A 21,513-nucleotide genomic window follows, 5' to 3' on the forward strand; every position below is an offset into this window, starting at 1 on the left:
TTGGCCCGGGCCGCGGGTGCGGTGGGCTGGATTGCGATGGGCGTTGGCTCAGGCGGGCCAGCCCTGGTCGAGCATGGATTCCTCGAAGGTGCCAGCTTCCAGATGGGCCAGGAGCTCGGCTTCGCGGTCGAAGCAGGCTTGGACGTGGGCGCGGACTGCCTTCGCTATAGCCAGAACTTGTTGGGCATTGAGCTCGACAAATCCACTACTGCATTTCCAACTACAGCTGTAGCTCGGGTCGAAAGCAGCCAACAACGCTATTCCGAGCAATTGAGACTGACTCTCTCGCTCGGTGCTGAGCGTTATGGAATCTACGACAATACCCCTCGTTTCCTCATACCACCGTCTAGCAGCGATCCTCGTATGGATAGTGCCAGTGCTCGTATCAAGAACCGGGATTTGGAGCAACGGAGCTCCACTCTGACTAACTAAATGAAGCCCTGCGGATTGCCCTCTGAGAAGCTCCTCGTACCGCTCTTGGCTAATTTCTATCGCGTCCGCAGGAATCATCGTGTGAATATCGGATAGGTAAAAGCCACTTTCGCTTTCACTGAAATAGATCATTTCATAGCCCCTAGTATCCGATCGCAAACCAATACCCGCTTCGGTCCGAGGTATCCGAATTGCCTTTGGCAATCAACACCCCGGTCTTAGTCAGAGCAGAAGAACCAATCATGTCAAAAGCTGCATTGATGACACCTGTCCATACAGCGAGCCCTGTATTTGGGAAAGCGACAGGGAACAAAATATTCTGATTGGCACCCGCCGCAGCCCCCAAGGAAAAAGCTCCCCACTGCAGAATCAGGCCAGAGGGCAGACGCTGATAGCCCGTCGGAGCCAATAGAGATAGGCTCTCACCCGAGTAGGCAACCCAGGAGGCGCCCATCTTGCAGAGTTGCCTTATTCCCTGCCCCGTAATCACTCGAGTCTCGCTTGTTGGCCCGGCAATTGGTCCAGCCAACGTGATGGAAAAGTTTTGCGAGGCGTTGAATACGCTCAGAGTCGCTCCATCGGGGAACGAAGTTGTACTAGGCAGAGTGACTGTCGCATTGGCCGATAGACTGAAGCTTGCGACTTTTCCAACATCAACAGCAGACAGTGTCTGGCTACCACTATAGGTATTTACACCTGCGAAACTTCCCAAGGCCCGTTGCACAAACGCAGTAGTCGCCAACGAAGTATCATTATCGAATTGCGCCGCCGTCGGTGCCGTCGGATTCCCGGTAAACACCGGCGAGGCCAACGGCGCCAACCCGGTAGTGATGTTCTGGAACACCAGCGCAGTGGTCCCCAGCACGATCGGGGCATTGGTGGTAAGTTGCCAGATACTGTCCGCCAGGGTACTGCCCTCCTCCACCGCAACAGTCAGGTTCGGCGTCACCTCGACGCTTGCATCCGCATCCCCCGCACGCTTCCAGGCACCGCTGGCTGCCAGGTAGATGCCGTTGTCCGGCGCGTTGGTCTGGTTCTTCACCAGCACCCGGTCGCCAGCAGCTAGCGCCACGCCATCCAGCGTCTGCAAGCCGCTCAGGGTGATGTTGGCGGTGGTCGCAACACGCACCGACTGCTTCTGATCCAGCTTGTTCATCGCACTGACGATGGCGCTGTCCACGTACTCGCGGGTAGCCAGCACCACGCTCGGATCGATCTTCAGCTCCACCGATGCGGTATTGCTGACGATCAGCACCATGCGCACGGTCTGGGTGCGGCCGCTGCCTTCGGCCAGTTGCGGTTTGTAGGACGGCGCGCAGTTGGCGTAGGCGATCAGTGCGCCGGCCTCGTCGTACAGGCCCATCTCGCGGATCCACCAGCCGCCGACGTCCTCGGGGATGACCTGCTCGGCGATGATCTGCGCGGCGTTGGCCGGGTCGACGCTCAGTTGGTTCAGCGGCGCGCGGCGGACTTCGTTGACCAGCGCGGTGCGGCTGGCGTCCGGGGTCGGGACGTTGCCGCCGCCGTCGCCGACGGCCAGTTGGGTGATTTTCAGGGTGGTGCCCAGCGCGGTGGCATTCGCCAGCTTGCCGGCACCGATGGTGGTCAGGAGTGCGTAGTAGGTCACGGCCATGGGTAGACGCTCAGTTGGTCGATGGTGTGTTCCCGGCCGGGCAGGCCGTAGCCGCCGCGGGTCTCGATGACGTCCGGGAGATAGGGGTAGACGGTGGTGATGTCGCCGTCGTATTGGCCGGAGCCGACGTAGATCGGCCCCTGGGTTTCCAGGCTGATGTCCAGCCCGATGAGGTGGCGGGTCAGCGGCTTCGCGTCGTCGATCAGGCGCTCCACCTCCTGGTACATGGCTTCGCTGATGCCGCTGTCGAGCACGCCGATGCGCAGGCCGAAGGTGCCCGGCTCGCCCATGGGCGCGCTCTGCCACCACTCGATCACCTCGATCAGGTAGCCCAGCGGCTCGATCACCCGGCGCAGCGCGGCGATGGTGCCCTTGTGCTGGTGGATACGGAACGCCGCGGCTATCGCCTTGCGCTTCACCGGCTCGGCCCAGTCCGGGTCCCAGCGGTCCACCGACCAGGCCCAGGCCAGGTAGGGCAGCAGCGCCAGCGGGCAGCGCTGCGGGTCCATCAGCTCGCGCAGCGGGATCGGTAGATCGCTCACCTGCACGTCGGCCAGCGCCCGTTCCAGCGGCGTGGCGTTGCTGGGCAGCAGGCGGCTACTCATCGGAGCCTCCCACGCTGATGGCGTAGCCGGTGCAATAGGCGGCCTGGGTGGCGTCCAGCACCACGTCGGCGGCCGGCTGCGCCAGCTCTACGCGCTGAACGCCCTCCACATGCAGCGCGGCGAACAGCGCCGAGCGGCGGATGTCGCGGCCGAGCCGGCGCTGGGTGGCGATGTAGCCTTGCAGCGAGGCTTCCGCCGCCTGGCGGATCAGCTCGGCCTCGGGCCCCGGGTAGATGTAGAGCACCGCCTCCACCCGGTAGTCGACGATGCTCGCCGACTGCACGGTGACGCGATCGCCCACCGGTCGTACGTCCTCGTCGGACAGCGCCAGGCGCACTGCTTCGAGGATGTCCTCGGCAGCACTGCCATCGCCTTCGCGGGACAGCACGCTGATCAGTGCCTCGCAGGGCGCGGGGCTGATCGCCGAGACATCGGCGATGCGCCCGTCGGCGCCCAGCGCGAAGGCCACGTAGGCATTGCGCGGCCCGGCCACCGACAGTTGGTCGAAGGCCAGCTGGGTGCGGTTGCGCAGCGAGTCGTCGCTCTCCAGCACCGCCTCCAGCGGCGGCACCGCCGACGGATCGGCGGGCTGGATCACCAGGCGCGCCACGTTGTAGCCGGCGGCCAGTTGCTCGAGGTCGCTGCCCGTGGCGTAGGCGAGCATCACTGCCCGCGCGGCGTCGTTGATGCGGGCGCGCAGCAGCAGCTCACGGTAGGCCGCCAGCTCCAGCAGCTTGACCACCGGATCGGACTCCAGCGCGGCGTCCCAGCCTTCGCCCATGGCCGCGCGGAAGGCTTCCAGCAGCTCCTGGTAGAGGCTCTCGAAGTCCAGGCTTTCCACCACGTCCGGCGGCGGCAGCTGCGACAGGTCGATGATGCTCATGCCTGCACCTCCAGCTGGAAACCGTCACCCTGGTAGAGCCCGCTCAACAGCAGGCTGACGCGGCCATCGAGCACCGCGCTGACCTTCACCGACTGCAGGCGGATGCGCGGCTCCCAGCGCCCGAGGGAACGGGCGACCTCGGCCTGCACCGCGCTTTTCCAGCCTTCGCTGAGCGGCAGGTCGACCATGCGCCGCAGCTGGCTGCCGTACTCCGGGCGCATGCGCCGGCTGCCCAGGGGCGTGCCGAGGATGTCCTCGATGGATTGTTTCAGGTGCGCCAGGCCGCCCAGGGGTTGGCCGTTGCGCCTGTCCATGCCGATCATGGCCGCGCCCTCCCCTGTGGCGGGCGGTTGTGCTTGCCCATGCTGTTCTCCAGAAACGAAGAGGCCCGCGCATGGCGGGCCTGTGGATGAAAGTGACGGTTCAGTGGGTGTGGTGGTTGCTGTTGCCGGTGGTGTCCATGATCGAGCCGCTGCTGGTGACGTTGCCCTGCACCGCCAGGTTGCCCTGGATGGCCACCTCGCCCTGCAGGCTGATCTGCCCGGCCTTGACCGTCACGCTGGAATCGCTGACCAGTACCTGCGCCCCACCCACCTTCACCGTGACGCTGCCGCTGGGCAGCTCGATGCTGTAGCTGTGCGCCGCCCAGTCGTAGCTCAGGCTGCCGCCGTCGGCGAATCGCCAGGTCTCGACGTGGTCGCGGCTGTCCGCCGGGGCGCCGGCGTCGCCGTACAGGCCGGGCACGAAGGTGCCCATGGACAGCACGCCGGAGGGGCTGAGCAATACGCCCTGTTCGCCGATGCCCGGCGCCCGCCAGTGCCGCGCCGGGCCTGCGCCCTGGGCGTGCCAGCGCACCCAGGCGCTGGTCCAGTCGCCATTGCGCACCCGCACCCGGGCGGCGGCCAGGTCCACGGCGACCACCACGCAGGGCACGATCAGCGAGGCGAGCATGCGGTCGTGCTCGGCGCTCACGTAGGTCGGGTTCATGCCAGGTCCTCCGGGGCGAAGTAGTCGGCCTCGTGGCCGGGGCCGGTCTGCGGCTCGATACCCAGCAGCAGCGAGCCCGGCGGCAGGTCCTCCCAGGGCCATTCCGGCGTACCCAGCAGCAGCGGCTGGTCCCACTCCAGCAGCCAGACGCGGTAGGCCTCGCTGGCCTCGGGCCGGGCCTGGACGAAGCCGGCCGGCTCCAGCGGCAGGTCCCAGGTCTGCGCACGCAGCAGGACGGCGATCAGCGAAGCCAGCTGCAGCGCCAGCACTTCCGCCTCGGCGTCGTCGCGCTGCAGCAGCAGGCGTGCCTGCAGCCGGCACAGCAGCGCCGTCTCGCCGGTGCCGGGGTCGCGGCCCGGCGCCAGCGCGGCGTATTCCAGCAGCAGCGCGGGTAGCTGCGGGGTGGCCGTGCCCAGTGGGCCGCGCAGTATCTGCACGGCCTCCGGCAGTACCGCGCGCAGCCGCTGTTCGACGGCGGCCAGCAGGCTTTCGAGGGTCAACTCCTGGTCAGGCATGGCGCCTCCCTGTTTCGGATGGATTCGTTCAGCGACGCTCGTGGTCGCTGTCGCTCAATTGGCAGACACCCAGGCGGCGGGCCGCCCAGCGTTCGTAGAGGCCGACGGCGATCTCGGCGCCGGCCGCCGCGGTCAGGCTGCCGACGGCGGCGCTGAGCAGCAGCGAGGCGCCGCAGGCCAGGGCCAGGAACATCACCGCCACGCCGCAGACGATCGAAGCGCCGGAGCGCAACGCCAGGCGCCGCAGCAGCCCCCAGCCGCCCAGGCCGGCCTTGTCGGCCCGCCACATCTCGCCGCTGACGCCGCCCACGGCGGCCAGCAGGATCGATACCCACAGCGGCATCTCGGGTTCATTGCCCATGGGTTCACCTTGAAGACAAACGCCCGCGCCGGCGGGCGGAACCGGCGGCTATCAGCCAGCCGGGGATTACGGCCGCAGGCCGCGAAAGCGGGCGGCGGAAACGAAAAAGCCCGGCGCTGGGGCCGGGCTCGACGAGGTTTTCAGCGGTGCTCCCTGGGGACGCACCTTTGCAAGATTGATGACTTTGTACCCCCCGATTCCCGGCCGGACAAGGCATTTCCGCCCTGGCACCGCAATAGGTGGGCAATGCCCCGGCAACGCACCGGCGAGGCACTGCGATTCAGCCCAGGGGCTTGCTCAGCAGCACCGTGGTGAAGCCGCTGTGCCATTCCTCGTCGGGGTAGAAGTCGATTTCCGCGTAGCCGTGCCTGGCGTAGAAGGCGCGGCTCTGGCTGTTGAAGGTGTCGGTCTCCAGGCGCGCCTGCGCGTAGCCGGCCGCGGCCATCTGCCGTTCGACGAAGCGCAGCAGGGCGCTGCCGGCGCCGGCGCGTTGGGCGCGGGGCGAGACGTGCAGGGCATCGATGAAGTCGTCGCGCCAGTCGACCAGGCCGACGACCTCGCCGCCCAGGCAGGCCAGGTGGAAATGCCCGAGGCGCGCCTGGACGTAGGCGCGGGTGCGCCCTGCCGCTTCGAAGCGCGCTCGCGCCTCGGCTGTCAGTTGGGGTTTCCAGGTGGTTTCGTAGGTTTCGCCGAGTATCCGCAGGATCGCCTCGGCATCGGCCGGGCTCGCGGGGCGCAGGGTGAGGGAGGTGCTGTCCATGGCCGCGAGCATAGCGCAACGGCGCATGGGTGGAGAAAGCCCAGCGCGGGGCCGGGCTTGGCGGGGTCAGGCCACGCGGCGCAGCAGGCGGGCCTGGATGCTCTGGTGCGCCACATGCAGGCGCAGGTAGAAGGTGTTGCGGCTGCAGCGGCAGTGGCGGTACTTCTGTTCGGGTTCGCTGTCGCGGTTCAGGTAGTGCTCGCTGACCACCTGCTTCTGCTGCTCGGGCAGACCGTTGACGATCAGGTCCAGCTCGGCGACGCGGTCGAGCAGTACCCGGCTGCCGCGGGTGCCGCGGATCATCTCGCCCTTGTTGGCGATCATCAGCGCCAGCAGGTTGCCGCCGGCATAGCCGCCACCGGCCACGCCCGGGCTGTGCATTTCCTCGGCCCAGAGCCTGAGCATTTCATCGATCGGCTTGATCACGTTTGCCTCCCGCGCCTTCAGCGGCGCCGTTCCAGTTCGTCCAGGGCCTGGCAGTCCAGGCAGCGGTTGCAGCCGGGCACCGCCAGGCGGCGGGCCTCGGGGATGGGCTCGCCGCAGACCTGGCAGTCGGCGGCGGCTGGCTCCGGCTCGCTGCCGCGCCGTGCCGCCAGCAGGGCGTCGAGGCGTTCCAGGGCCAGGTCGTTGGCGTAGTCGGCGAGATCAGCCATGGGCGACCTCCCCGTGGTGTTGCGCTGGTGCGTTCATGCTTTTCTCCGGGCGACGACCCGCCCTGCGCGTGCCGTCCCGCGGCCGCGCTGCCAGGTCATTCGCGTGCTGTTTGTCGATGCGTGGCGCTCAGGTGGACGCCACTCGCCGTGCGGAAGCGGTGCGCTCCTCGCCCGCTTCCGCCGTCAGCCTGCCCCGTGACGCACGGGCCGCAGGCAACCCACGGCCTCCCTGCCGCGGAAGACGGAGGCGCCGGCACCCTCGTGTCGGATCGCGTCCGCCGCCGGCTCGGAAACAACCTTCAGAAGGCCAGCGAAGGAAAAACTACAACCAAAGCTATTTATCGTCAACACCAAAGCTATTTACACTTCCCCGGAACGGGCGGTAGAGTGCCGCCATGAACAGCACAGCCCGCCCCTCCACGCTCGCCGAGCGCCTCAAGCAGGCCATGGCCGCGCGCAACCTCAAGCAGGAGAGCCTCGCCGAAGCGGCCGGGGTCTCGCAGAACACCATCCACAAGCTGACCGCCGGCAAGGCGCAGAGCACCCGCAAGCTGATCGAGATCGCCGCGGCCCTGGGCGTCTCGCCGGTCTGGCTGGGCACCGGCGAAGGCTCGCCGCAGGCCGCCACGCCACCGGCCGACGGCAGCCCGCTGCGCCTGGAGCCGCTGCATCCCTGGGACAGCAGCACGCCGCTGGACGAAGACGAGGTGGAACTGCCCTTGTACAAGGAAGTGGAAATGTCCGCCGGCGCCGGGCGCACCGCGGTGCGCCAGATCGAGGGGCGCAAGCTGCGCTTCTCCTACGCCACCCTGCGCGCCGCCGGGGTCGACCCGGACGCGGCCATCTGCGCCCAGCTCACCGGCAACAGCATGGAGCCGCTGATCATGGATGGCTCCACCATCGGCATCGATACGGCGACGACGCACATCACCGACGGCGAGATCTACGCCCTGGAGCACGAGGGCATGCTGCGGGTGAAGTTCCTCTACCGCCTGCCGGGCGGCGGCATCCGCCTGCGCAGCTTCAACCGCGACGAGTACGGCGACGAGGAATACGACGCCCAGGCCATCCAGGCCAGCCAGCTGAGCATCATCGGCTGGGTGTTCTGGTGGTCGACGGTGCGCCATCGCCGCGCGCCCACGCTGGTTCGCTGAGCCCTCCCCAACCCCGCCGCCGCGGGGTTTCTTCTGTGCGAAGGAAAGCCGGGCGAACGGCGATTGCCAGGAAAAACAACAAAAGCTATATTTCCTCCATCGAACGACAACCGCAAGCAGGAGGAAGCCATGCTGCCGTCGAACTCCGACACCCAACCGGCGCCACGCCAGGAAACCGTGGCGCTGGTCTACCAGATCTTCGGCGACGTGCTGGTGCCCCTGGAACAGGTGCGCGAGCGCTGGTTCCGCAACCTCAACCGGGAGAACTTCGGCAAGGCCCTGGCCTGCGGGCGCATCGCCCTGCCGGTGACCACCCTGGACGACAGCCACAAGGCCATGCAGTACGTGGCGGTGGATCACCTGGCGGCCTATGTCGAGCAGCGCGCCAGCCTGGCGGATGCCGCCCTGGCCCGGCGCCGGGCGGGGCAGCAGGCGTGATGGGTCGAGCGAACATGCCGTCCCCATGTAGGAGCGCGCCCTGCGCGCGATTCGCGGATGAGATCCGCTCCTACAGTTCCTGGGAGGCGGGTGTGCCGAGGTGCTCTTCGTAGGAGCGAGCTTGCTCGCGAACAAACGCGGTGCCATGCGGTTCGCGAGCAAGCTCGCTCCTACGAAAAAACGTTCCGTTCCTCCCTGGAACTGTAGGAGCGGGCCCTGCCCGCGAATCGCGCCGGTGGTTACGGCTATCGCGGACAAGGTCCGCTCCTACGGGAAAACTGCGGGCACCAACGAAAACGCCGTTTCCCCTCCCGGGGAAACGGCGTTCTGCATTACGGCAGCAGCGCTCAGTCTTCGAGGCGCGCGGTGTGTTCGGCCAGAGCCACCGCGCGGAACATGGCGCGGCGCTTGTTGATGGTTTCTTCCCATTCCAGCGCCGGCACCGAGTCGGCGACGATGCCGCCGCCGGCCTGCACGTGCAGTTCGCCGTTCTTGATCACGGCGGTGCGGATTGCGATGGCGGTGTCCATGTTGCCGTTCCACGCCAGGTAGCCCACGGCGCCGCCGTAGACGCCGCGCTTGACCGGCTCCAGCTCGTCGATGATTTCCATGGCGCGGATCTTCGGCGCGCCGGACAGGGTGCCGGCCGGGAGGATCGCGCGCAGGGCGTCCATGGCGCTCAGCTCGGGCTTGAGCTGGCCGTTGACGTTGGAAACGATGTGCATGACGTTGGAGTAGCGCTCGATGACCATCTGCTCGGTGACCTTCACCGAACCGGTCTGCGACACGCGGCCGACGTCGTTGCGGCCCAGGTCGATGAGCATCAGGTGCTCGGCGATTTCCTTGGCGTCGGACAGCAGGTCCTGCTCCAGGGCGCGGTCGGCTTCCTCGGTGGCGCCGCGCGGGCGGGTGCCGGCGATCGGGCGCACCGTGACCTCGCCGTCCTCCACGCGCACCAGCACCTCCGGCGAGCTGCCCACCACGTGGAAGTCGCCGAAGTTGAAGAAGTACATGTAGGGCGTCGGGTTGAAGCAGCGCAGCGCGCGGTACAGGTCGATGGGCGCGGCCTTGAAGTCGATGGACATGCGCTGCGACGGCACCACCTGCATGCAGTCGCCGGCCAGGATGTATTCCTTGACGGTGTCCACCGCGCGCTCGTAGTCCTCGCGGGTGAAGCTGGCGCGGAACTGCGGCTCGGGCGCGTTGACCGCGGCGAAGTCCAGGCCCCGGCGCGGGGTGATCGGCTGGCGCAGGCGCTGCAGCAGTTCCTCCAGGCGCGCCTGGCCCTTGTCGTAGGCATCCGCCTCGGCCGGGTCGGCGAGGACGATGGCGTGCAGCTTGCCGGCCAGGTTGTCGAAGACGACCACGGCGTCGGAGACCATCAGCAGGATGTCCGGGTTGCCCAGCGGGTCCGGGTTCGGGCACTGCGCCAGGCGCGGCTCGACGTAGCGCACGCAGTCGTAGCCGAAGTAACCGACCAGGCCGCCGTTGAAGCGCGGCAGGCCCGGCAGGGTCGGCACGCGGTAGCGCTCCTTGAACTGCTCGACGAAGGCCAGCGGGTCCTCGCAGTCGAAGCGCTCGCTTTCCACGCCGTCGACGCTGACGCTCACGCTGTGGCCGTACACCCGCAGCACGGTGCGGCACGGCAGGCCGATGATGGAGTAGCGGCCCCACTTCTCGCCGCCCTGCACCGATTCCAGCAGGTAGCTGTTGGCGCCGTCGGCGAGCTTCAGGTAGATCGACAGCGGGGTGTCGAAGTCGGCGAGGGTTTCGCAGGTCAGGGGGATGCGGTTGTAGCCTTCGGCGGCCAGCCGCTGGAATGCGTCGCGGTTCATGAGCGGTCTCGTGCGAGGAGGTGGAACGGGCAGTGGCAAACGGGTGCCGGGAGGTCCGGCCGGAGGAATGTCAGGCGCGCCAGCGCCAGCGGGCCAGGGCCTTGATGACTTTCATCCAGAGTTTGCGGGGAGCCGTGTCCAGCACGTTGGAGTCTCGATGGGCGGGGTTGGAACCGTCGTCCGGCAACACTATCGCTTTGCCCGGGTCGAAGCAAGGCAGCAGTTGGCGCAGGTCGTCCAGCACCAGGCTCGGCTGCTCCTCGGCGATCGGCCGGCCGTGATTGTAGCCGTAGGTCAGGCCAACGCTGCGCACCCCGGCGGCCTTGGCGGCCAGCACGTCGTTGCGCGAGTCGCCGACGAACAGCGCCTCGCCGGGCGCGACGCCGGCGGCCTTCATCACGAACAGCAGCGCGGCCGGGTCGGGCTTCTGCTGCGGCAGGGTGTCGCCGCCGACGATCCAGCGGAAGAACTTGCCCAGGCCCATCTCGTCCAGCAGCGGGGCGACGAAGCGCTCGGGCTTGTTGGTGATCAGCGCCAGCTCCACGTCCTGTTTCTTCAGCCATTTCAGGGTGTCCACCACACCGGGGTAGACCTCGGTGAGCGCGTGGCTGTCGGCGTAGGCGTCCATGAACAGCGCCAGGGCGCGCTCGGTGTCCTCCTCGCTGACGCCTTCATGCTCGATGCCGCCGGCCAGGGCGCGGCGCACCAGCACCCGGGCGCCGTTGCCGACCCAGTGGCGCACCTGCTCCAGCCCGGCGGGCGGGCGGCCCACGCCGATCAGGGCCTTGTCCACCGCGGCGGCGAGGTCCGGCACCGAGTCCACCAGGGTGCCGTCCAGGTCGAACATCACCAGGCGCGGCAGGCGCCCGGCGAACAGCGCTTGGGCAGCGCTCATCACTTGCCGGCCTGCGCCAGTTCGGCGTGCATGGCGCGGATGACCTCGGCGTAGTCGGGGGCGTTGAAGATGGCCGAGCCGGCGACGAAGGTGTCGGCGCCCGCCGCGGCGATCTCGCGGATGTTCTTCACGTTCACCCCGCCGTCGATCTCCAGGCGGATGTCGCGGCCGGAAGCGTCGATCAGCGCGCGGGCCTCGCGCAGCTTGTCGAGGGTGCCGGGGATGAACTTCTGCCCGCCGAAGCCGGGGTTCACGCTCATCAGGAGGACCATGTCGATCTTGTCCATCACGTACTTGAGCGCGTCCAGCGAGGTGGCCGGGTTGAACACCAGGCCGGCCTTGCAGCCGCCGTCCTTGATCAGTTGCAGGGAACGGTCGATGTGCTGGCTGGCTTCGGGGTGGAAGGTGATGTAGGTGGCGCCGGCCTCGATGAAGTCGCCGATGATGCGGTCCACCGGGGAAACCATCAGGTGCACATCGATGGGCGCGGTGACGCCGTACTTGCGCAGCGCCGAGCAGACCATCGGGCCGATGGTCAGGTTCGGCACGTAGTGGTTGTCCATCACGTCGAAGTGGACGATGTCGGCGCCGGCGGCGAGCACCTTGTCCACGTCCTCGCCCAGGCGGGCGAAGTCGGCGGAGAGGATCGACGGGGCGATGGCGTAGGGTTGCATGGCGCACCTCTGTGGGCGGAATCACGGATGGCGCGCATTGTAGCCGCTCGGAGCGAGCGAGGGGGATCGAGGCGATGGTTGTAGGAGCAACTGTCTTGCAAGCTGCGCCGAGGCGCTTTTCGTAGGATGGGTTGAGTTTGCGAAACCCATGCGGTGGTGGTGATGGGTATCGCTTCGCTCAACGCCATCCTACGAGAAGCAACATCGGCGTAGGGCGTATAACCGTTCGCAGTTATACGCCGCCGTCCGTGCCACCGGGGCGTCCGGGGTGGCCGGTGAATCCAATCGCGGACGGAGTCCGCTCCTACGTCCGTGCTTCCCTGTAACCGTAGGAGCTGCGGTCTTGCAGGCCGCGCCGAGGCGCTTTTCGTAGGATGGGTTGAGCTTGCGAAACCCATGCGGTTGCAGTGATGGGTATCGCTTCGCTCAACGCCATCCTACGAAAAGCCGTCCCCGCCTGCGGCGTAGGAGCGGCGGATCAGGTGGTGGGCGCGGTACGCAGTTTCTCGCTGCGGCCGCGCAGCCATTCCAGGGTCAGCAGCAGCAGGACCGAGAAGCCGATCAGCAGGGTCGCCGCGGCGGCGATGGTCGGGCTGAGGTTCTCGCGGATGCCGCTGAACATCTGCCGTGGCAGGGTGGCCTGCTCGGGGCCGGCGAGGAACAGCGTCACCACCACTTCGTCGAACGAGGTGGCGAAGGCGAACAGCGCGCCGGAGATCACCCCGGGGGCGATCAGCGGCAGGGTCACCTTGAAGAACGTCAGCACCGGCGGCGCGCCCAGGCTTGCGGCAGCGCGCACCAGGTTCTGGTTGAAGCCCTGCAGGGTCGCCGACACCGTGATGATGACGAAGGGCACGCCCAGCACCGCGTGCACGATGATCAGCGAGATGTAGCTGTTGCCCAGGCCCAGCGGGGCGAAGAACAGGTAGGCGGCCACACCGATGATCACCACCGGGACCACCATCGGCGAGATCACCAGGCTCATCACCAGGGCCTTGCCGCGGAACTCGCCGCGGGTCAGGCCGATCGACGCCAGGGTGCCGAAGACCATCGCCAGCAGGGTGGCCGCCGGGGCCACGATCATGCTGTTGGTCAGCGAGCGCATCCATTCGGCGCTGTGGAAGAAGTCGGCGTACCAGCGCAGCGAGAAGCCCTGCAGCGGGTAGACCAGGAAGGTGCCGGAGTTGAACGACAGCGGCACTATCACCAGCACCGGCAGCACCAGGAACAGCAGCACCAGGCCGCAGAGGATGCGCAGGGTATAGAACCACACGCGCTCGACCGGGGACATGTAGGGACTCAGCATCTTCTTTCTCTCCTCAGCCCAGGCGCAGGCGGCTCGCGCCCACCAGCCAGCCGTAGATCACGTACAGCACCAGGGTGGCGAACAGCAGCAGGCCGCCCAGGGCCGTGGCCATGCCCCAGTTGATGGTGGTGTTGGTGTAGAAGGCGACGAAGTAGCTGACCATCTGGTCGTTCGGGCTGCCCAGCAGGGCCGGGGTGATGTAGTAGCCGATCGACAGGATGAACACCAGCAGGCACCCGGCGCCGACGCCGGCCACGGTCTGCGGGAAGTAGACCTTCCAGAAGGCGGCGAACGGGTGGCTGCCCAGGGAGATGGCCGCGCGCATATAGCTGGGCGAGATGCTCTTCATCACGCTGAAGATCGGCAGGATCATGAACGGCAGCATGATGTGCACCATGGCGATGTATACGCCGGTGCGGTTGAACACCAGTTGCAGCGGCTGGTCGATCAGGCCCAGCTTGAGCAGCGCGCCGTTGATCAGCCCGCCGGACTGCAGCAGCACGATCCAGGCCGCGACGCGCACCAGGATGGAGGTCCAGAACGGCAGCAGCACCAGGATCATCAGCAGGTTGCTCTTGCGCGTCGGCAGGTTGGCCAGCAGGTACGCCAGCGGGTAGGCCAGCAGCAGGCAGATGACGGTGATCACCGCGCCCATCCAGAAGGTGCGGGCGAAGATGTCCAGGTAGATGGACTGGTCCGGGGTGGCCGGGGCCAGTTCGCCGAGGTCGTCGATGCGGTGGTCGAGGGCAGCGAGCAGGTAATAGGGGGTGATGCTGCTGGCGTTGCGGCGGATCACCTGCCAGTAGGCCGGGTCGCCCCAGCGCTCGTCGATGGTCTCCATGGCGTCCTTGTAGGAAGCCGGTTGCTCCTTGAACGGCAGGGCGCGGGCGGTCTTGGCCATCAGGCTGCGGTAGCCGGCCAGTTCCATGTTCAGGCGCTTGGAGAGGTCACCGATGGTCTGGTTCTTGCGCGCAGCGTAGAGGTCTTCGCTCAGGGCCTGGTAGACCGCGTCCGGCGGCAGCGACTTGCCGTCCCAGGTGGTGATGGCGTTGACCGTCTTGGGCAGCGAGCCGACCACTTCGGGGTTGTACACGCTCTTGTAGAGCAGCGCGGCGATCGGCACCAGGAAGGTCAGCAGGAGGAACAGCAACAGCGGCAGGACCAACGCCTGGGATTTCAGGCGATTCATCCGCTCCGCACGCGCCAGGCGCTGCTTCAGGGTGGGGCCGGCGACCTCGTTCAAGGACACAGCGGTGGCCATAGCGAACTCCGGTAAAACGGGCCGCCCGCGAGGGCGGCCAAGGTGTGGTGTATCAGGTGTGTCACGGCGAGCGCCGCCGCGCCGGGAGCTTTTCCCGGCGGGAACGGCCCGCAGGGCCTGCGGGCCGTGGCATCGCTGCCGCGGTTGCCGCCCGGGCGGGCGGCGGGGCCAGCCTTACTTGGCGGCCCAGGCGTTGAAGCGCTGTTCCAGCTGCTCGCCGTAGTCGGCCCAGAAGGTCACGTCCATGCCCACCTGGTTGGCGATGTTTTCCGGGGTGGTCGGCATGTTGGCCTGCACGCCCTTGTCCAGCAGGCCCACGGTGTTCTTGTTCACCGGGCCGTAGGCGATATTCTCGGCGTAGATCTTCTGCTGCTCGGGCTTGACCGAGAAGGCGATGAACTTCAGGGCTTCTTCTTTCTTCTTGTCGCCTTTCGGGATGGCCCAGGCGTCGAAGTCGTAGATGCCGCCGTTCCACACGACCTTCAGGTTGCTTTCCTTCTGCACCGAGGCGATGCGGCCGTTGTAGGCCGAGCTCATCACCACGTCACCGGAGGCGAGGTACTGCGGCGGCTGGGCGCCGGCTTCCCACCACTGGATGCTCGGCTTGATCTCGTCGAGCTTCTTGAAGGCGCGGTCCTGGCCTTCCTTGGTGGCCAGCACCTTGTACACGTCCTTGGGCGCGACGCCGTCGGCCATCAGGGCGAATTCCAGGGTGTACTTGGCGCCCTTGCGCAGGCCGCGCTTGCCCGGGTACTTCTTCAGGTCCCAGAAGTCGGCCCAGCCGGTGGGGGCGGTCTTCAGCTTGTCGGCGTTGTAGGCCAGCACGGTGGACCACACGAAGAAGCCGACGCCGCAGTTGCTCACGGCGCCCGGGACGTAGTCCTCGGCCTTGCCGAGGATGGCCGGGTCGATTTCCTCGAACATGCCTTCGTCACAGCCGCGGGCCAGCTCCGGCGATTCCACCTCGACCAGGTCCCAGGTCACGCTGTTGGTGTCGACCATGGCCTTCACCTTGGCCATCTCGCCGTTGTACTCGCCGGCGACGATCTTGTTGCCGGTGGCCTTCTCGAAGGGCTGGTAGAAGGCCTTGGTCTGGGCGTCCTTGTTGGCGCCGCCGAAGGAGATCACGGTCAGATCGGTGGCCGCCATGGACTGCGCGGCGCAAGCCAGGCCGAGGGTCAGCGCGGCGAGCTTGAGGCCGGCCTTCGACGGGTGGAACGGGGACTTCGACATTATTCTTCTCTCCACAGTGTGCTGGTTTGTTTTTCTTCGAATCAGGCCGCCGACAGCGGGTCGAGGGCACGCACGTGCTCCACGGCCCAGCCCAGCGGTACCACATCACCCACGCTCAGCGCAGGGTCGAGCTCGGCGATCGGCTGCTTGACGAAGAAATCGGTGCGGCCGCAAACCTCCAGGCGGATGCGCACGTGGTCGCCAAGATAGATGAACTCGGCCACACGGCCGGAGAAGCGGTTCACGCAGCTTTCGCTGTGCCCGTTCAGGCGCACCCGCTCGGGACGGATCGACAGGCTGACGGGGTCGCCGGGCTGGCCGACGTTCACCGCCAGCGCCTCGACCTTCTCGCCACGCGCCAGGGTCACCACGCAGCGCTCGCCCTCGTGGCTCGCCAGTTGCCCGGCGATGCGGTTGTTCTCGCCGATGAAGTTGGCCACGAAGGAGTTGCGCGGGTGTTCGTAGAGTTCGTGGGGCGGGGCGATCTGCTGGATCTCGCCCTGGTGGAACACCGCCACGCGGTCGGACATGGTCAGCGCCTCGCCCTGGTCGTGGGTCACGTAGACCACGGTCACGCCCAGGCGCTGGTGGATGTGCTTGATCTCCATCTGCATGTGCTCGCGCAGTTGCTTGTCGAGCGCACCCAGGGGTTCGTCCATCAGCACCAGCTGCGGCTCGAAGACCAGCGCCCGGGCCAGGGCCACGCGCTGCTGCTGGCCGCCGGAGAGCTGCGCCGGGTAGCGCCCGCCGAAGGCGTCGAGCTGGACCATGGACAGCGCGCGCTTGACGCGCTCGGCCACGTCGGTCTTGCTCATGCCGCGCACGGAGAGCGGGAAGGCCAGGTTCTCCGCCACGGTCATGTGCGGGAACAGGGCATAGTTCTGGAACACCATGCCGATGTCGCGCTTGTGCGGGGGGACGTTGTTGATGGAGCGGCCGGCCAGCTGGATCTCGCCGGAGGTGGGGGTTTCGAAACCGGCCAGCATCATCAGACTGGTGGTCTTGCCGGAACCGGACGGCCCCAGCAGGGTGAGGAATTCGCCTTTGCGAATATCCAGGTTGAGGTCTTTGACGATGAGCGTCTCGCCGTCGTAGCTCTTCTGGACGCCACGGAAGCTCACCAGCACATCGTTCGCCTGAGTCTCGGCCATAACCGCACCTTTGTATTTGTAAGTAATTGCCGTGAAGCAAGACTAGAGAAGCCTGCAATGCGCGCAAATCGGGCGGGGAGAGAACTTGCTATAAGGGTAGAAGAGGATCGTCTGTAGGGCGATCCCTACACGAAAAGTGTGGCTATCAGTCGCAGAAAGCCGGTGTCGCATTGGGTGCGACACCGGCATATCCGAAAGCGACCTGGAGCCTGTCTACGATCTCGCGAGCTAGAGCAGGACAAGGCGGGAACAGGCGAGTGAGCGGAGTTCAGGCCGCTAAATGAGCATCGCTCGCCTGTTCTCAACGCAGTCATGCCGACGCGCAGCAGATCGTAGGCAGGTTCTCAGCGTTTGGCCCAGTCCTGGAAGCGTTTCTCCAGAGCATCGCCATGCTCTGCCCAGAAAGCCACGTTCATGCCCAGCGCGTCGGCCATGTTGCGCGGCGCGGTGGGCAGGTTGGCGGCCACCTGCGGGTCGAGCTGCTCCACCGCCTTGCGGTTGGTCGGGCCGTAGGCGATGTTCTGCGCATAGACCTTCTGCTGCTCGGGCTGGCTGGCGAAGGCGATGAACTTCTCCGCCAGGTCCTTCTTCCACACGCCCGAGGGCAGCGCCCAGAAGTCGAAGTCGTAGATGCCGCCGGCCCAGGCCATGCGCAGGCCCTTCTGCTCGGGCTGGGCCGCGGCGATGCGGCCGTTGTAGGCCGAGCTCATGACCACGGTGCCGTCGGACAGGTCGCGCACCGGGTCCTGGCCGGACTTCCACCAGTGGATGCTCGGCTTGATCTCGTCGAGCTTGCGGAACGCGCGGTCGACGCCACCGGGGGTGCCGAGCACCTGGTAGACGTCCTTGGGCGCCACGCCGTCGGCCATCAGGGCGAACTCCAGGCTGTACTTGGCGCCCCAGCGCAGGCCGCGCTTGCCGGGGAATTTCTTCAGGTCCCAGAAATCGGCCCAGCCCTGGGGCTTGCCCTGCAGCTTGTCCTGGTTGTAGGCCAGCAGGGTGGTCCAGACGAAGATGCCGACGCCGCAGGGCTGCACCGCGCCGGGCACGTAGTCGGCGGGGTCGCCGATCAGGCGCTGGTCGAGCTTCTGGAACAGGCCCTCCTGGCAGCCGCGCGCCAGTTCCGGGGCCTCCACCTCGACCACGTCCCAGGACACATGGCTGATCTCCACCATCTGCCTGAGCTTGTCCAGGTCGCCATTGTAGGAACCGTGCACCACCGCCGTGCCGGTGGCCGTCTTGAAGGGTTCGTAGAAGGCCTTCTCCTGGGCCGCCTTGTTGGCCCCACCGAAGGAAATCACCGTCACGTAGTCCGCCAGCGCCGGCGTGGCGACAGTCCCCAGCAGGCCGGCCAGCAGCCCGCCCCGTACCGCTCGCAACAACATCCCTCTTCTCCTTATTCTGATGAAGTACCCCACTGAGCGGGCAATGATTCCCTTTCGCCAGCCGGCTAGGTAGCCGGGCGTTGCAAAAACCGGAAGGGACTCACATAAGCATCGGCGAATCGCCCCGCCGCGCGCCGGCTCAGACCAGCTTGTGCTCCACGGCATACTTGACCAGGTCGGCCACCGAATGCGCGCCGAGCTTCTGCATCAGCCGCGCCTTGTGGGTGCTGATGGTCTTGCTGCTGACCGCCAGGTGCTGGGCGATCTCGTTCACGCCCTCGCCCTTGACCAGGCGCTCGAACACCGAGAACTCGCGCTCGGAGAGCAGCGCGTGGGGCGGCCGCGAATCGGTCAGGCCGACCTCGAAGACCATGCGGTCGGCCAGTTCCGGGTCGATGTAGCGGCCGCCGCTGGCGACCTTGCGGATGGCGGTGAGCAGCAGCGCCGGGTCGCTGTCCTTGGTGGCGTAGCCGGCGGCGCCGATCTTCAGCGCGCGGGCGGCCATCTGCACCTCGTCGTGCATGGACAGCATGAGGATCGCCGGCGGATCGTTCAGCGCGCGGATCCGCGGGATGGCCTCCAGGCCGTTGACGCCGGGCATGGAGATGTCCAGCAGGACCACCTCGCAGGGCACCTGGCGCAGGGTTTCGAGCAACTGCTCACCGTTGGTGGCCTCGCCCACCACCTGCAGGTCCTTGGCCATGCCGATCAGTTGCTTGATGCCCTCGCGGACGATGGTGTGGTCTTCGGCCACCAGTACTCGAATCACGCTGCCCTCCCCCGAACAGACAAAACCGCGCCGGCCCCGTTACGGCCCCGGCTCCGACAACTCCCCCGCATCCAGCGGCACGCGCACCCGCAGACAGCTGCCTTCCCCCGGCTGGCTGTCGATCTCCAGCTCGCCGCCGAGCATCAGCACGCGCTCGCGCATGCCGACCAGGCCGAAGGAGCTGCCGCCCCAGGCCGCCGCGGTATCGAAGCCGCGGCCATCGTCGCTGATGCTCAGGCAGAGTTCGGCGCCCTCCACCCGCAGGGCCAGTTCCACAGTATGCGCCTGCGCGTGGCGCATGACATTGGTCAGCGCCTCCTGGAGGATCCGGAACAACCCGATGGCCTTGGCGTCGCCCAGGCGCGGCGGGTTCTCCGGCACCTCCACCAGGCAGGGGATGCCGGTGCGCGTCTCGAAGCGCCGCGCCTGCCACTCCAGCGCCGAGCCGATGCCGGCGTCGAGGATCGGCGGGCGCAGCGCCGAGGCCACGTCGCGCACCAGCTGGAACAGCTGGGCGATGAGCTTCTTCATGTTGCCCAGGCGCTCGCGCAGGCCGGGGTCCAGCTCGCCGTAGCCCAGCTCGCACATGGAGGTTTCCAGTTTGAGCACGGTCAGCACCTGGCCCAGCTCGTCGTGCACTTCCCGGGCGATGCGCGCCTTCTCTTCCTCGCGCACGCTTTCCAGGTGCGCCGACAGCTCGCGCAGCTGCGCCCGCGATTGCGCCAGCTCCAGCTCGATCTGCTTGTTGTCGCTGATGTCCCAGACCACGCCGTCCCAGGCCAGGCGGCCGTCTTCCAGGTGCCGCGCGGTGGCCTTGATGTCCACCCAGCGCGGCTCGCCGGAGCGGGTCAGGATGCGCCCCTGCCAGTGCCAGTTCTTGCCGCCGGCCACTGCCTCCAGCTGGCTGGCCAGATAGCCGTCGCGGTCGCCCGGGTGCACCAGGCCGAGGATGCCCAGGCCGCTTTCGCGCAGGTAGCCGGGGGAATAGCCCAGCGAGGCCTCGCTGCCACCGCTGATGAAGCTGAGGTGGGCGAAGTCGGAGCCGCCGGGGGCGCTGGGTTCCAGGCGGAACACCAGGCCGGGGACGTTGGCGGCGATGCCCTGCAGGCGCGCCTCGCTCTCTTCCAGGGCGGCGCGGGCGCGGCGGCGCTCGGTGGCGTCGTTGAGGAACACCAGCAGGTATTCCGAGCCGCCGAAGCGCAGGAAGCTCAGCGACACTTCCGCCGGCAGCCACTGGCCATCGGCGCGGCGCAGGTGGCTTTCGAAGCTCAGCGGCCCCTCTTCGCTGTTGCGCGCGCGGCGCCAGAGGTCGAGCCAGGCGTCCATGCCCAGGCTGGGCTCGAAGTCCGCCAGGGGCCGCTCGATCACCTCGCCGGGGGCGTAGCCGAGCATGTCCTCGGCGGCGCGGTTGGCGTAGCGCACGTGGCTGTCCCAGTTGACCCAGAGGATGCCCACGGTGCTGCTGTCGATGGCGAACTGGGTCAGGCGCAGGGCTTCCTCGGCCGCCTGGCGCAGCTCCATGTCGCGGCGCGCGGCGAGCAGGCGCTGCTCCAGCACGTTGCGCTGGTGGCGCAGCCACAGCGCGGTGGCCAGGGCCATGAGCAGCAACAGGCCGAGGAGGATGCAGAGGTTCTGCCAGAAGCCGGGGGATTGCCCCAGGCGCGGATACTGCGGCTGCAGCCAGCGCTCGTGCAGCTGGTCCAGCTGCTTGGCCGGCAGGGCGCGCAGGCTGGCGTCGAGGATGCCGGCCAGCTCCGGCAGGTCGCGGCGGGTGGCCAGGCGCAACAGCTGCGGATAACCGATGTCGGCCAGCACGCGGAAGCCGGAGAACTCGACCTCGCGGCTGAGGCGGGCCAGGTGCGCCTCGTCGACCACCGCGTAGCCGGCGTCCTGGCCGAGCACCCGGCGCAGGGCTTCGCGGTCGCTGTCGGTGAGCTGCAGCTCCAGGCTCGGGTAGGTGCCGCGCAGGTAGTCGGACACTGCCCCCGGGCCACGCAGCGCCACGGGTTCGAGCGCGCCCAGGCGCTCCAGCTCCACGGAGCCGGGGCCGTCGCGGAAGCCGATGAGCAGGCGCGGCACCCGCAGGTAGGGGTCGGAGAACAGCCAGTCGCGCAGGCTGGAAGGAGTCTGGGCAAGCCCCGGGGCCAGATCGATTTCGCCGGCGCGGGCGGCACGCTCCAGTTCGTCCTGGTCGGCATAGACGCGCCACTGCAGGCTCACCTGCAGCGCGCCGGCGATCCAGTCGAGCAGCTCGACGTGGGCGCCGGAAAGCTGCTGCAGGCGCCGGTCCTGCTGGGCGTAGGGCGCATCCAGGACCACGCCGACGCGCAGCTGCGGGTGCGCCTGCAACCAGGCTCGCTGGGCGGCGTCCAGGGGCACGCCGGCCGGCAGGTCCTGCGCCGCGCCCCACAACGGAATGCACAACAGGAACGCCGCCACGGCGCTCCACCACAGTCGTCCCATGCCCGCTCCCCGAGAAAAAAGCGCGCCTACATTACCCCATGGCGAGGGGAACCCGATAAGACCGGTGCCTGACAAAGCAGAAACAAGGAATTAGTCTGGCCGTTTTGCCACCCCCTGTCC

At 67.5% G+C, this 21,513-nt stretch carries 23 protein-coding genes; 2 read left to right on the forward strand and 21 right to left on the reverse strand.

Annotation, left to right across the window (positions count from 1 at the left end; all coding sequences use genetic code 11):
• Positions 1–48: 48 nt before the first annotated feature.
• From M8R19_RS12795 to M8R19_RS12845, 11 genes are all read right to left on the reverse strand, one after another.
• On the reverse strand, positions 49–564 hold the full coding sequence (locus M8R19_RS12795; protein ID WP_249917969.1) for a DUF4376 domain-containing protein: 516 nt from the start codon (positions 562–564) through the stop codon (positions 49–51).
• A gap of 10 nt (positions 565–574) precedes the next feature.
• Positions 575–2,065 carry a phage tail protein gene (locus M8R19_RS12800; protein ID WP_249917970.1) on the reverse strand — a complete coding sequence of 497 codons (1,491 nt, stop codon included), beginning with the start codon at positions 2,063–2,065 and terminating at the stop codon, positions 575–577.
• Complete coding sequence (locus tag M8R19_RS12805) at positions 2,056–2,670, reverse strand: phage tail protein I (RefSeq protein WP_249917971.1); 615 nt, start codon at positions 2,668–2,670, stop codon at positions 2,056–2,058. Before M8R19_RS12805 ends, M8R19_RS12800 begins: the two co-directional genes overlap by 10 nt.
• Entirely contained in the window at positions 2,663–3,553 is an 891-nt protein-coding gene (locus M8R19_RS12810) for a baseplate assembly protein (RefSeq protein WP_069862271.1), read from the reverse strand. The genes M8R19_RS12805 and M8R19_RS12810 overlap by 8 nt, the downstream gene beginning before the upstream one ends.
• Positions 3,550–3,876, reverse strand: a complete 327-nt coding sequence (locus M8R19_RS12815; RefSeq protein ID WP_043269256.1) for a GPW/gp25 family protein — start codon at positions 3,874–3,876, stop codon at positions 3,550–3,552. The genes M8R19_RS12810 and M8R19_RS12815 overlap by 4 nt, the downstream gene beginning before the upstream one ends.
• Positions 3,877–3,976: 100 nt before the next feature.
• On the reverse strand, positions 3,977–4,540 hold the full coding sequence (locus M8R19_RS12820; RefSeq protein ID WP_249917972.1) for a phage baseplate assembly protein V: 564 nt from the start codon (positions 4,538–4,540) through the stop codon (positions 3,977–3,979).
• The gene (locus tag M8R19_RS12825) at positions 4,537–5,055 is read right to left on the reverse strand and encodes a hypothetical protein (protein ID WP_074984310.1); all 519 of its coding nucleotides are present in this window, start codon (positions 5,053–5,055) and stop codon (positions 4,537–4,539) included. Before M8R19_RS12825 ends, M8R19_RS12820 begins: the two co-directional genes overlap by 4 nt.
• Before the next feature lie 28 nt (positions 5,056–5,083).
• A complete protein-coding gene (locus tag M8R19_RS12830; protein ID WP_009615613.1) occupies positions 5,084–5,416 on the reverse strand; it encodes a phage holin family protein in 333 nt (110 codons plus the stop codon).
• Between the two features lie 280 nt (positions 5,417–5,696).
• A complete protein-coding gene (locus tag M8R19_RS12835; RefSeq protein ID WP_249917973.1) occupies positions 5,697–6,176 on the reverse strand; it encodes a GNAT family N-acetyltransferase in 480 nt (159 codons plus the stop codon).
• Between the two features lie 66 nt (positions 6,177–6,242).
• Positions 6,243–6,602, reverse strand: a complete 360-nt coding sequence (locus M8R19_RS12840; protein ID WP_009615611.1) for a PA0613 family protein — start codon at positions 6,600–6,602, stop codon at positions 6,243–6,245.
• A 17-nt stretch (positions 6,603–6,619) separates the two neighbouring features.
• Positions 6,620–6,829 carry a TraR/DksA C4-type zinc finger protein gene (locus M8R19_RS12845; RefSeq protein WP_009615610.1) on the reverse strand — a complete coding sequence of 70 codons (210 nt, stop codon included), beginning with the start codon at positions 6,827–6,829 and terminating at the stop codon, positions 6,620–6,622.
• Between the two features lie 395 nt (positions 6,830–7,224).
• Here M8R19_RS12845 and M8R19_RS12850 point away from each other — a divergent pair, with 395 nt between their 5' ends.
• Together M8R19_RS12850 and M8R19_RS12855 are read left to right on the forward strand one after the other, a co-directional pair.
• A complete protein-coding gene (locus M8R19_RS12850; RefSeq protein ID WP_043269263.1) occupies positions 7,225–7,983 on the forward strand; it encodes an XRE family transcriptional regulator in 759 nt (252 codons plus the stop codon).
• A 129-nt stretch (positions 7,984–8,112) separates the two neighbouring features.
• A complete protein-coding gene (locus M8R19_RS12855; RefSeq protein WP_043319249.1) occupies positions 8,113–8,421 on the forward strand; it encodes a pyocin activator PrtN family protein in 309 nt (102 codons plus the stop codon).
• A 347-nt stretch (positions 8,422–8,768) separates the two neighbouring features.
• Here M8R19_RS12855 and trpE read toward each other — a convergent pair whose 3' ends face one another.
• The 10 genes from trpE to M8R19_RS12905 all read right to left on the reverse strand — a co-directional run bounded on the left by trpE (position 8,769) and on the right by M8R19_RS12905 (position 21,393).
• The gene (gene trpE, locus M8R19_RS12860; protein ID WP_009615607.1) at positions 8,769–10,256 is read right to left on the reverse strand and encodes an anthranilate synthase component I; all 1,488 of its coding nucleotides are present in this window, start codon (positions 10,254–10,256) and stop codon (positions 8,769–8,771) included.
• Between the two features lie 70 nt (positions 10,257–10,326).
• Positions 10,327–11,151: a phosphoglycolate phosphatase gene (locus tag M8R19_RS12865; RefSeq protein ID WP_249917974.1), complete on the reverse strand. Its 825-nt coding sequence runs from the start codon at positions 11,149–11,151 to the stop codon at positions 10,327–10,329.
• Positions 11,151–11,825, reverse strand: coding sequence for a ribulose-phosphate 3-epimerase (gene rpe / locus M8R19_RS12870; RefSeq protein ID WP_074984318.1), 675 nt, complete (start codon positions 11,823–11,825; stop codon positions 11,151–11,153). Before rpe ends, M8R19_RS12865 begins: the two co-directional genes overlap by 1 nt.
• A 478-nt stretch (positions 11,826–12,303) precedes the next feature.
• The gene (locus M8R19_RS12875) at positions 12,304–13,131 is read right to left on the reverse strand and encodes an ABC transporter permease (protein WP_074984321.1); all 828 of its coding nucleotides are present in this window, start codon (positions 13,129–13,131) and stop codon (positions 12,304–12,306) included.
• 13 nt (positions 13,132–13,144) lie between these two features.
• Entirely contained in the window at positions 13,145–14,392 is a 1,248-nt protein-coding gene (locus tag M8R19_RS12880) for an ABC transporter permease (protein ID WP_074984324.1), read from the reverse strand.
• Positions 14,393–14,566: 174 nt separating this feature from the next.
• A complete protein-coding gene (locus tag M8R19_RS12885; protein ID WP_074984326.1) occupies positions 14,567–15,625 on the reverse strand; it encodes an ABC transporter substrate-binding protein in 1,059 nt (352 codons plus the stop codon).
• 41 nt (positions 15,626–15,666) lie between these two features.
• Complete coding sequence (locus M8R19_RS12890; protein WP_009615598.1) at positions 15,667–16,776, reverse strand: ABC transporter ATP-binding protein; 1,110 nt, start codon at positions 16,774–16,776, stop codon at positions 15,667–15,669.
• Between the two features lie 344 nt (positions 16,777–17,120).
• The gene (locus M8R19_RS12895) at positions 17,121–18,158 is read right to left on the reverse strand and encodes an ABC transporter substrate-binding protein (protein WP_116425535.1); all 1,038 of its coding nucleotides are present in this window, start codon (positions 18,156–18,158) and stop codon (positions 17,121–17,123) included.
• 142 nt (positions 18,159–18,300) lie between these two features.
• A complete protein-coding gene (locus tag M8R19_RS12900) occupies positions 18,301–18,930 on the reverse strand; it encodes a response regulator (protein ID WP_043269277.1) in 630 nt (209 codons plus the stop codon).
• A gap of 39 nt (positions 18,931–18,969) precedes the next feature.
• A complete protein-coding gene (locus M8R19_RS12905) occupies positions 18,970–21,393 on the reverse strand; it encodes a PAS domain-containing sensor histidine kinase (RefSeq protein WP_249917975.1) in 2,424 nt (807 codons plus the stop codon).
• Positions 21,394–21,513 lie beyond the last annotated feature (120 nt).

Source organism: Pseudomonas sp. R3.Fl (assembly GCF_023516765.1).
Lineage (GTDB): Bacteria > Pseudomonadota > Gammaproteobacteria > Pseudomonadales > Pseudomonadaceae > Pseudomonas > Pseudomonas citronellolis.

Excerpts from the sequence above, each read along its gene's own strand:
- M8R19_RS12850 (WP_043269263.1), top strand. The coding sequence starts at position 7,225 with ATGAACAGCACAGCCCGCCCCTCCACGCTCGCCGAGCGCCTCAAGCAG.
- M8R19_RS12810 (WP_069862271.1), bottom strand. The coding sequence starts at position 3,553 with ATGAGCATCATCGACCTGTCGCAGCTGCCGCCGCCGGACGTGGTGGAA.
- rpe (WP_074984318.1), bottom strand. The coding sequence starts at position 11,825 with ATGCAACCCTACGCCATCGCCCCGTCGATCCTCTCCGCCGACTTCGCC.
- M8R19_RS12830 (WP_009615613.1), bottom strand. The coding sequence starts at position 5,416 with ATGGGCAATGAACCCGAGATGCCGCTGTGGGTATCGATCCTGCTGGCC.
- M8R19_RS12875 (WP_074984321.1), bottom strand. The coding sequence starts at position 13,131 with ATGCTGAGTCCCTACATGTCCCCGGTCGAGCGCGTGTGGTTCTATACC.
- M8R19_RS12885 (WP_074984326.1), bottom strand. The coding sequence starts at position 15,625 with ATGTCGAAGTCCCCGTTCCACCCGTCGAAGGCCGGCCTCAAGCTCGCC.
- M8R19_RS12820 (WP_249917972.1), bottom strand. The coding sequence starts at position 4,540 with ATGAACCCGACCTACGTGAGCGCCGAGCACGACCGCATGCTCGCCTCG.
- M8R19_RS12825 (WP_074984310.1), bottom strand. The coding sequence starts at position 5,055 with ATGCCTGACCAGGAGTTGACCCTCGAAAGCCTGCTGGCCGCCGTCGAA.
- M8R19_RS12795 (WP_249917969.1), bottom strand. The coding sequence starts at position 564 with ATGATCTATTTCAGTGAAAGCGAAAGTGGCTTTTACCTATCCGATATT.
- M8R19_RS12905 (WP_249917975.1), bottom strand. The coding sequence starts at position 21,393 with ATGGGACGACTGTGGTGGAGCGCCGTGGCGGCGTTCCTGTTGTGCATT.
- M8R19_RS12800 (WP_249917970.1), bottom strand. The coding sequence starts at position 2,065 with ATGGCCGTGACCTACTACGCACTCCTGACCACCATCGGTGCCGGCAAG.
- M8R19_RS12855 (WP_043319249.1), top strand. The coding sequence starts at position 8,113 with ATGCTGCCGTCGAACTCCGACACCCAACCGGCGCCACGCCAGGAAACC.
- M8R19_RS12815 (WP_043269256.1), bottom strand. The coding sequence starts at position 3,876 with ATGATCGGCATGGACAGGCGCAACGGCCAACCCCTGGGCGGCCTGGCG.
- M8R19_RS12805 (WP_249917971.1), bottom strand. The coding sequence starts at position 2,670 with ATGAGTAGCCGCCTGCTGCCCAGCAACGCCACGCCGCTGGAACGGGCG.
- M8R19_RS12845 (WP_009615610.1), bottom strand. The coding sequence starts at position 6,829 with ATGGCTGATCTCGCCGACTACGCCAACGACCTGGCCCTGGAACGCCTC.
- M8R19_RS12835 (WP_249917973.1), bottom strand. The coding sequence starts at position 6,176 with ATGGACAGCACCTCCCTCACCCTGCGCCCCGCGAGCCCGGCCGATGCC.
- M8R19_RS12890 (WP_009615598.1), bottom strand. The coding sequence starts at position 16,776 with ATGGCCGAGACTCAGGCGAACGATGTGCTGGTGAGCTTCCGTGGCGTC.
- M8R19_RS12865 (WP_249917974.1), bottom strand. The coding sequence starts at position 11,151 with ATGAGCGCTGCCCAAGCGCTGTTCGCCGGGCGCCTGCCGCGCCTGGTG.
- trpE (WP_009615607.1), bottom strand. The coding sequence starts at position 10,256 with ATGAACCGCGACGCATTCCAGCGGCTGGCCGCCGAAGGCTACAACCGC.
- M8R19_RS12880 (WP_074984324.1), bottom strand. The coding sequence starts at position 14,392 with ATGGCCACCGCTGTGTCCTTGAACGAGGTCGCCGGCCCCACCCTGAAG.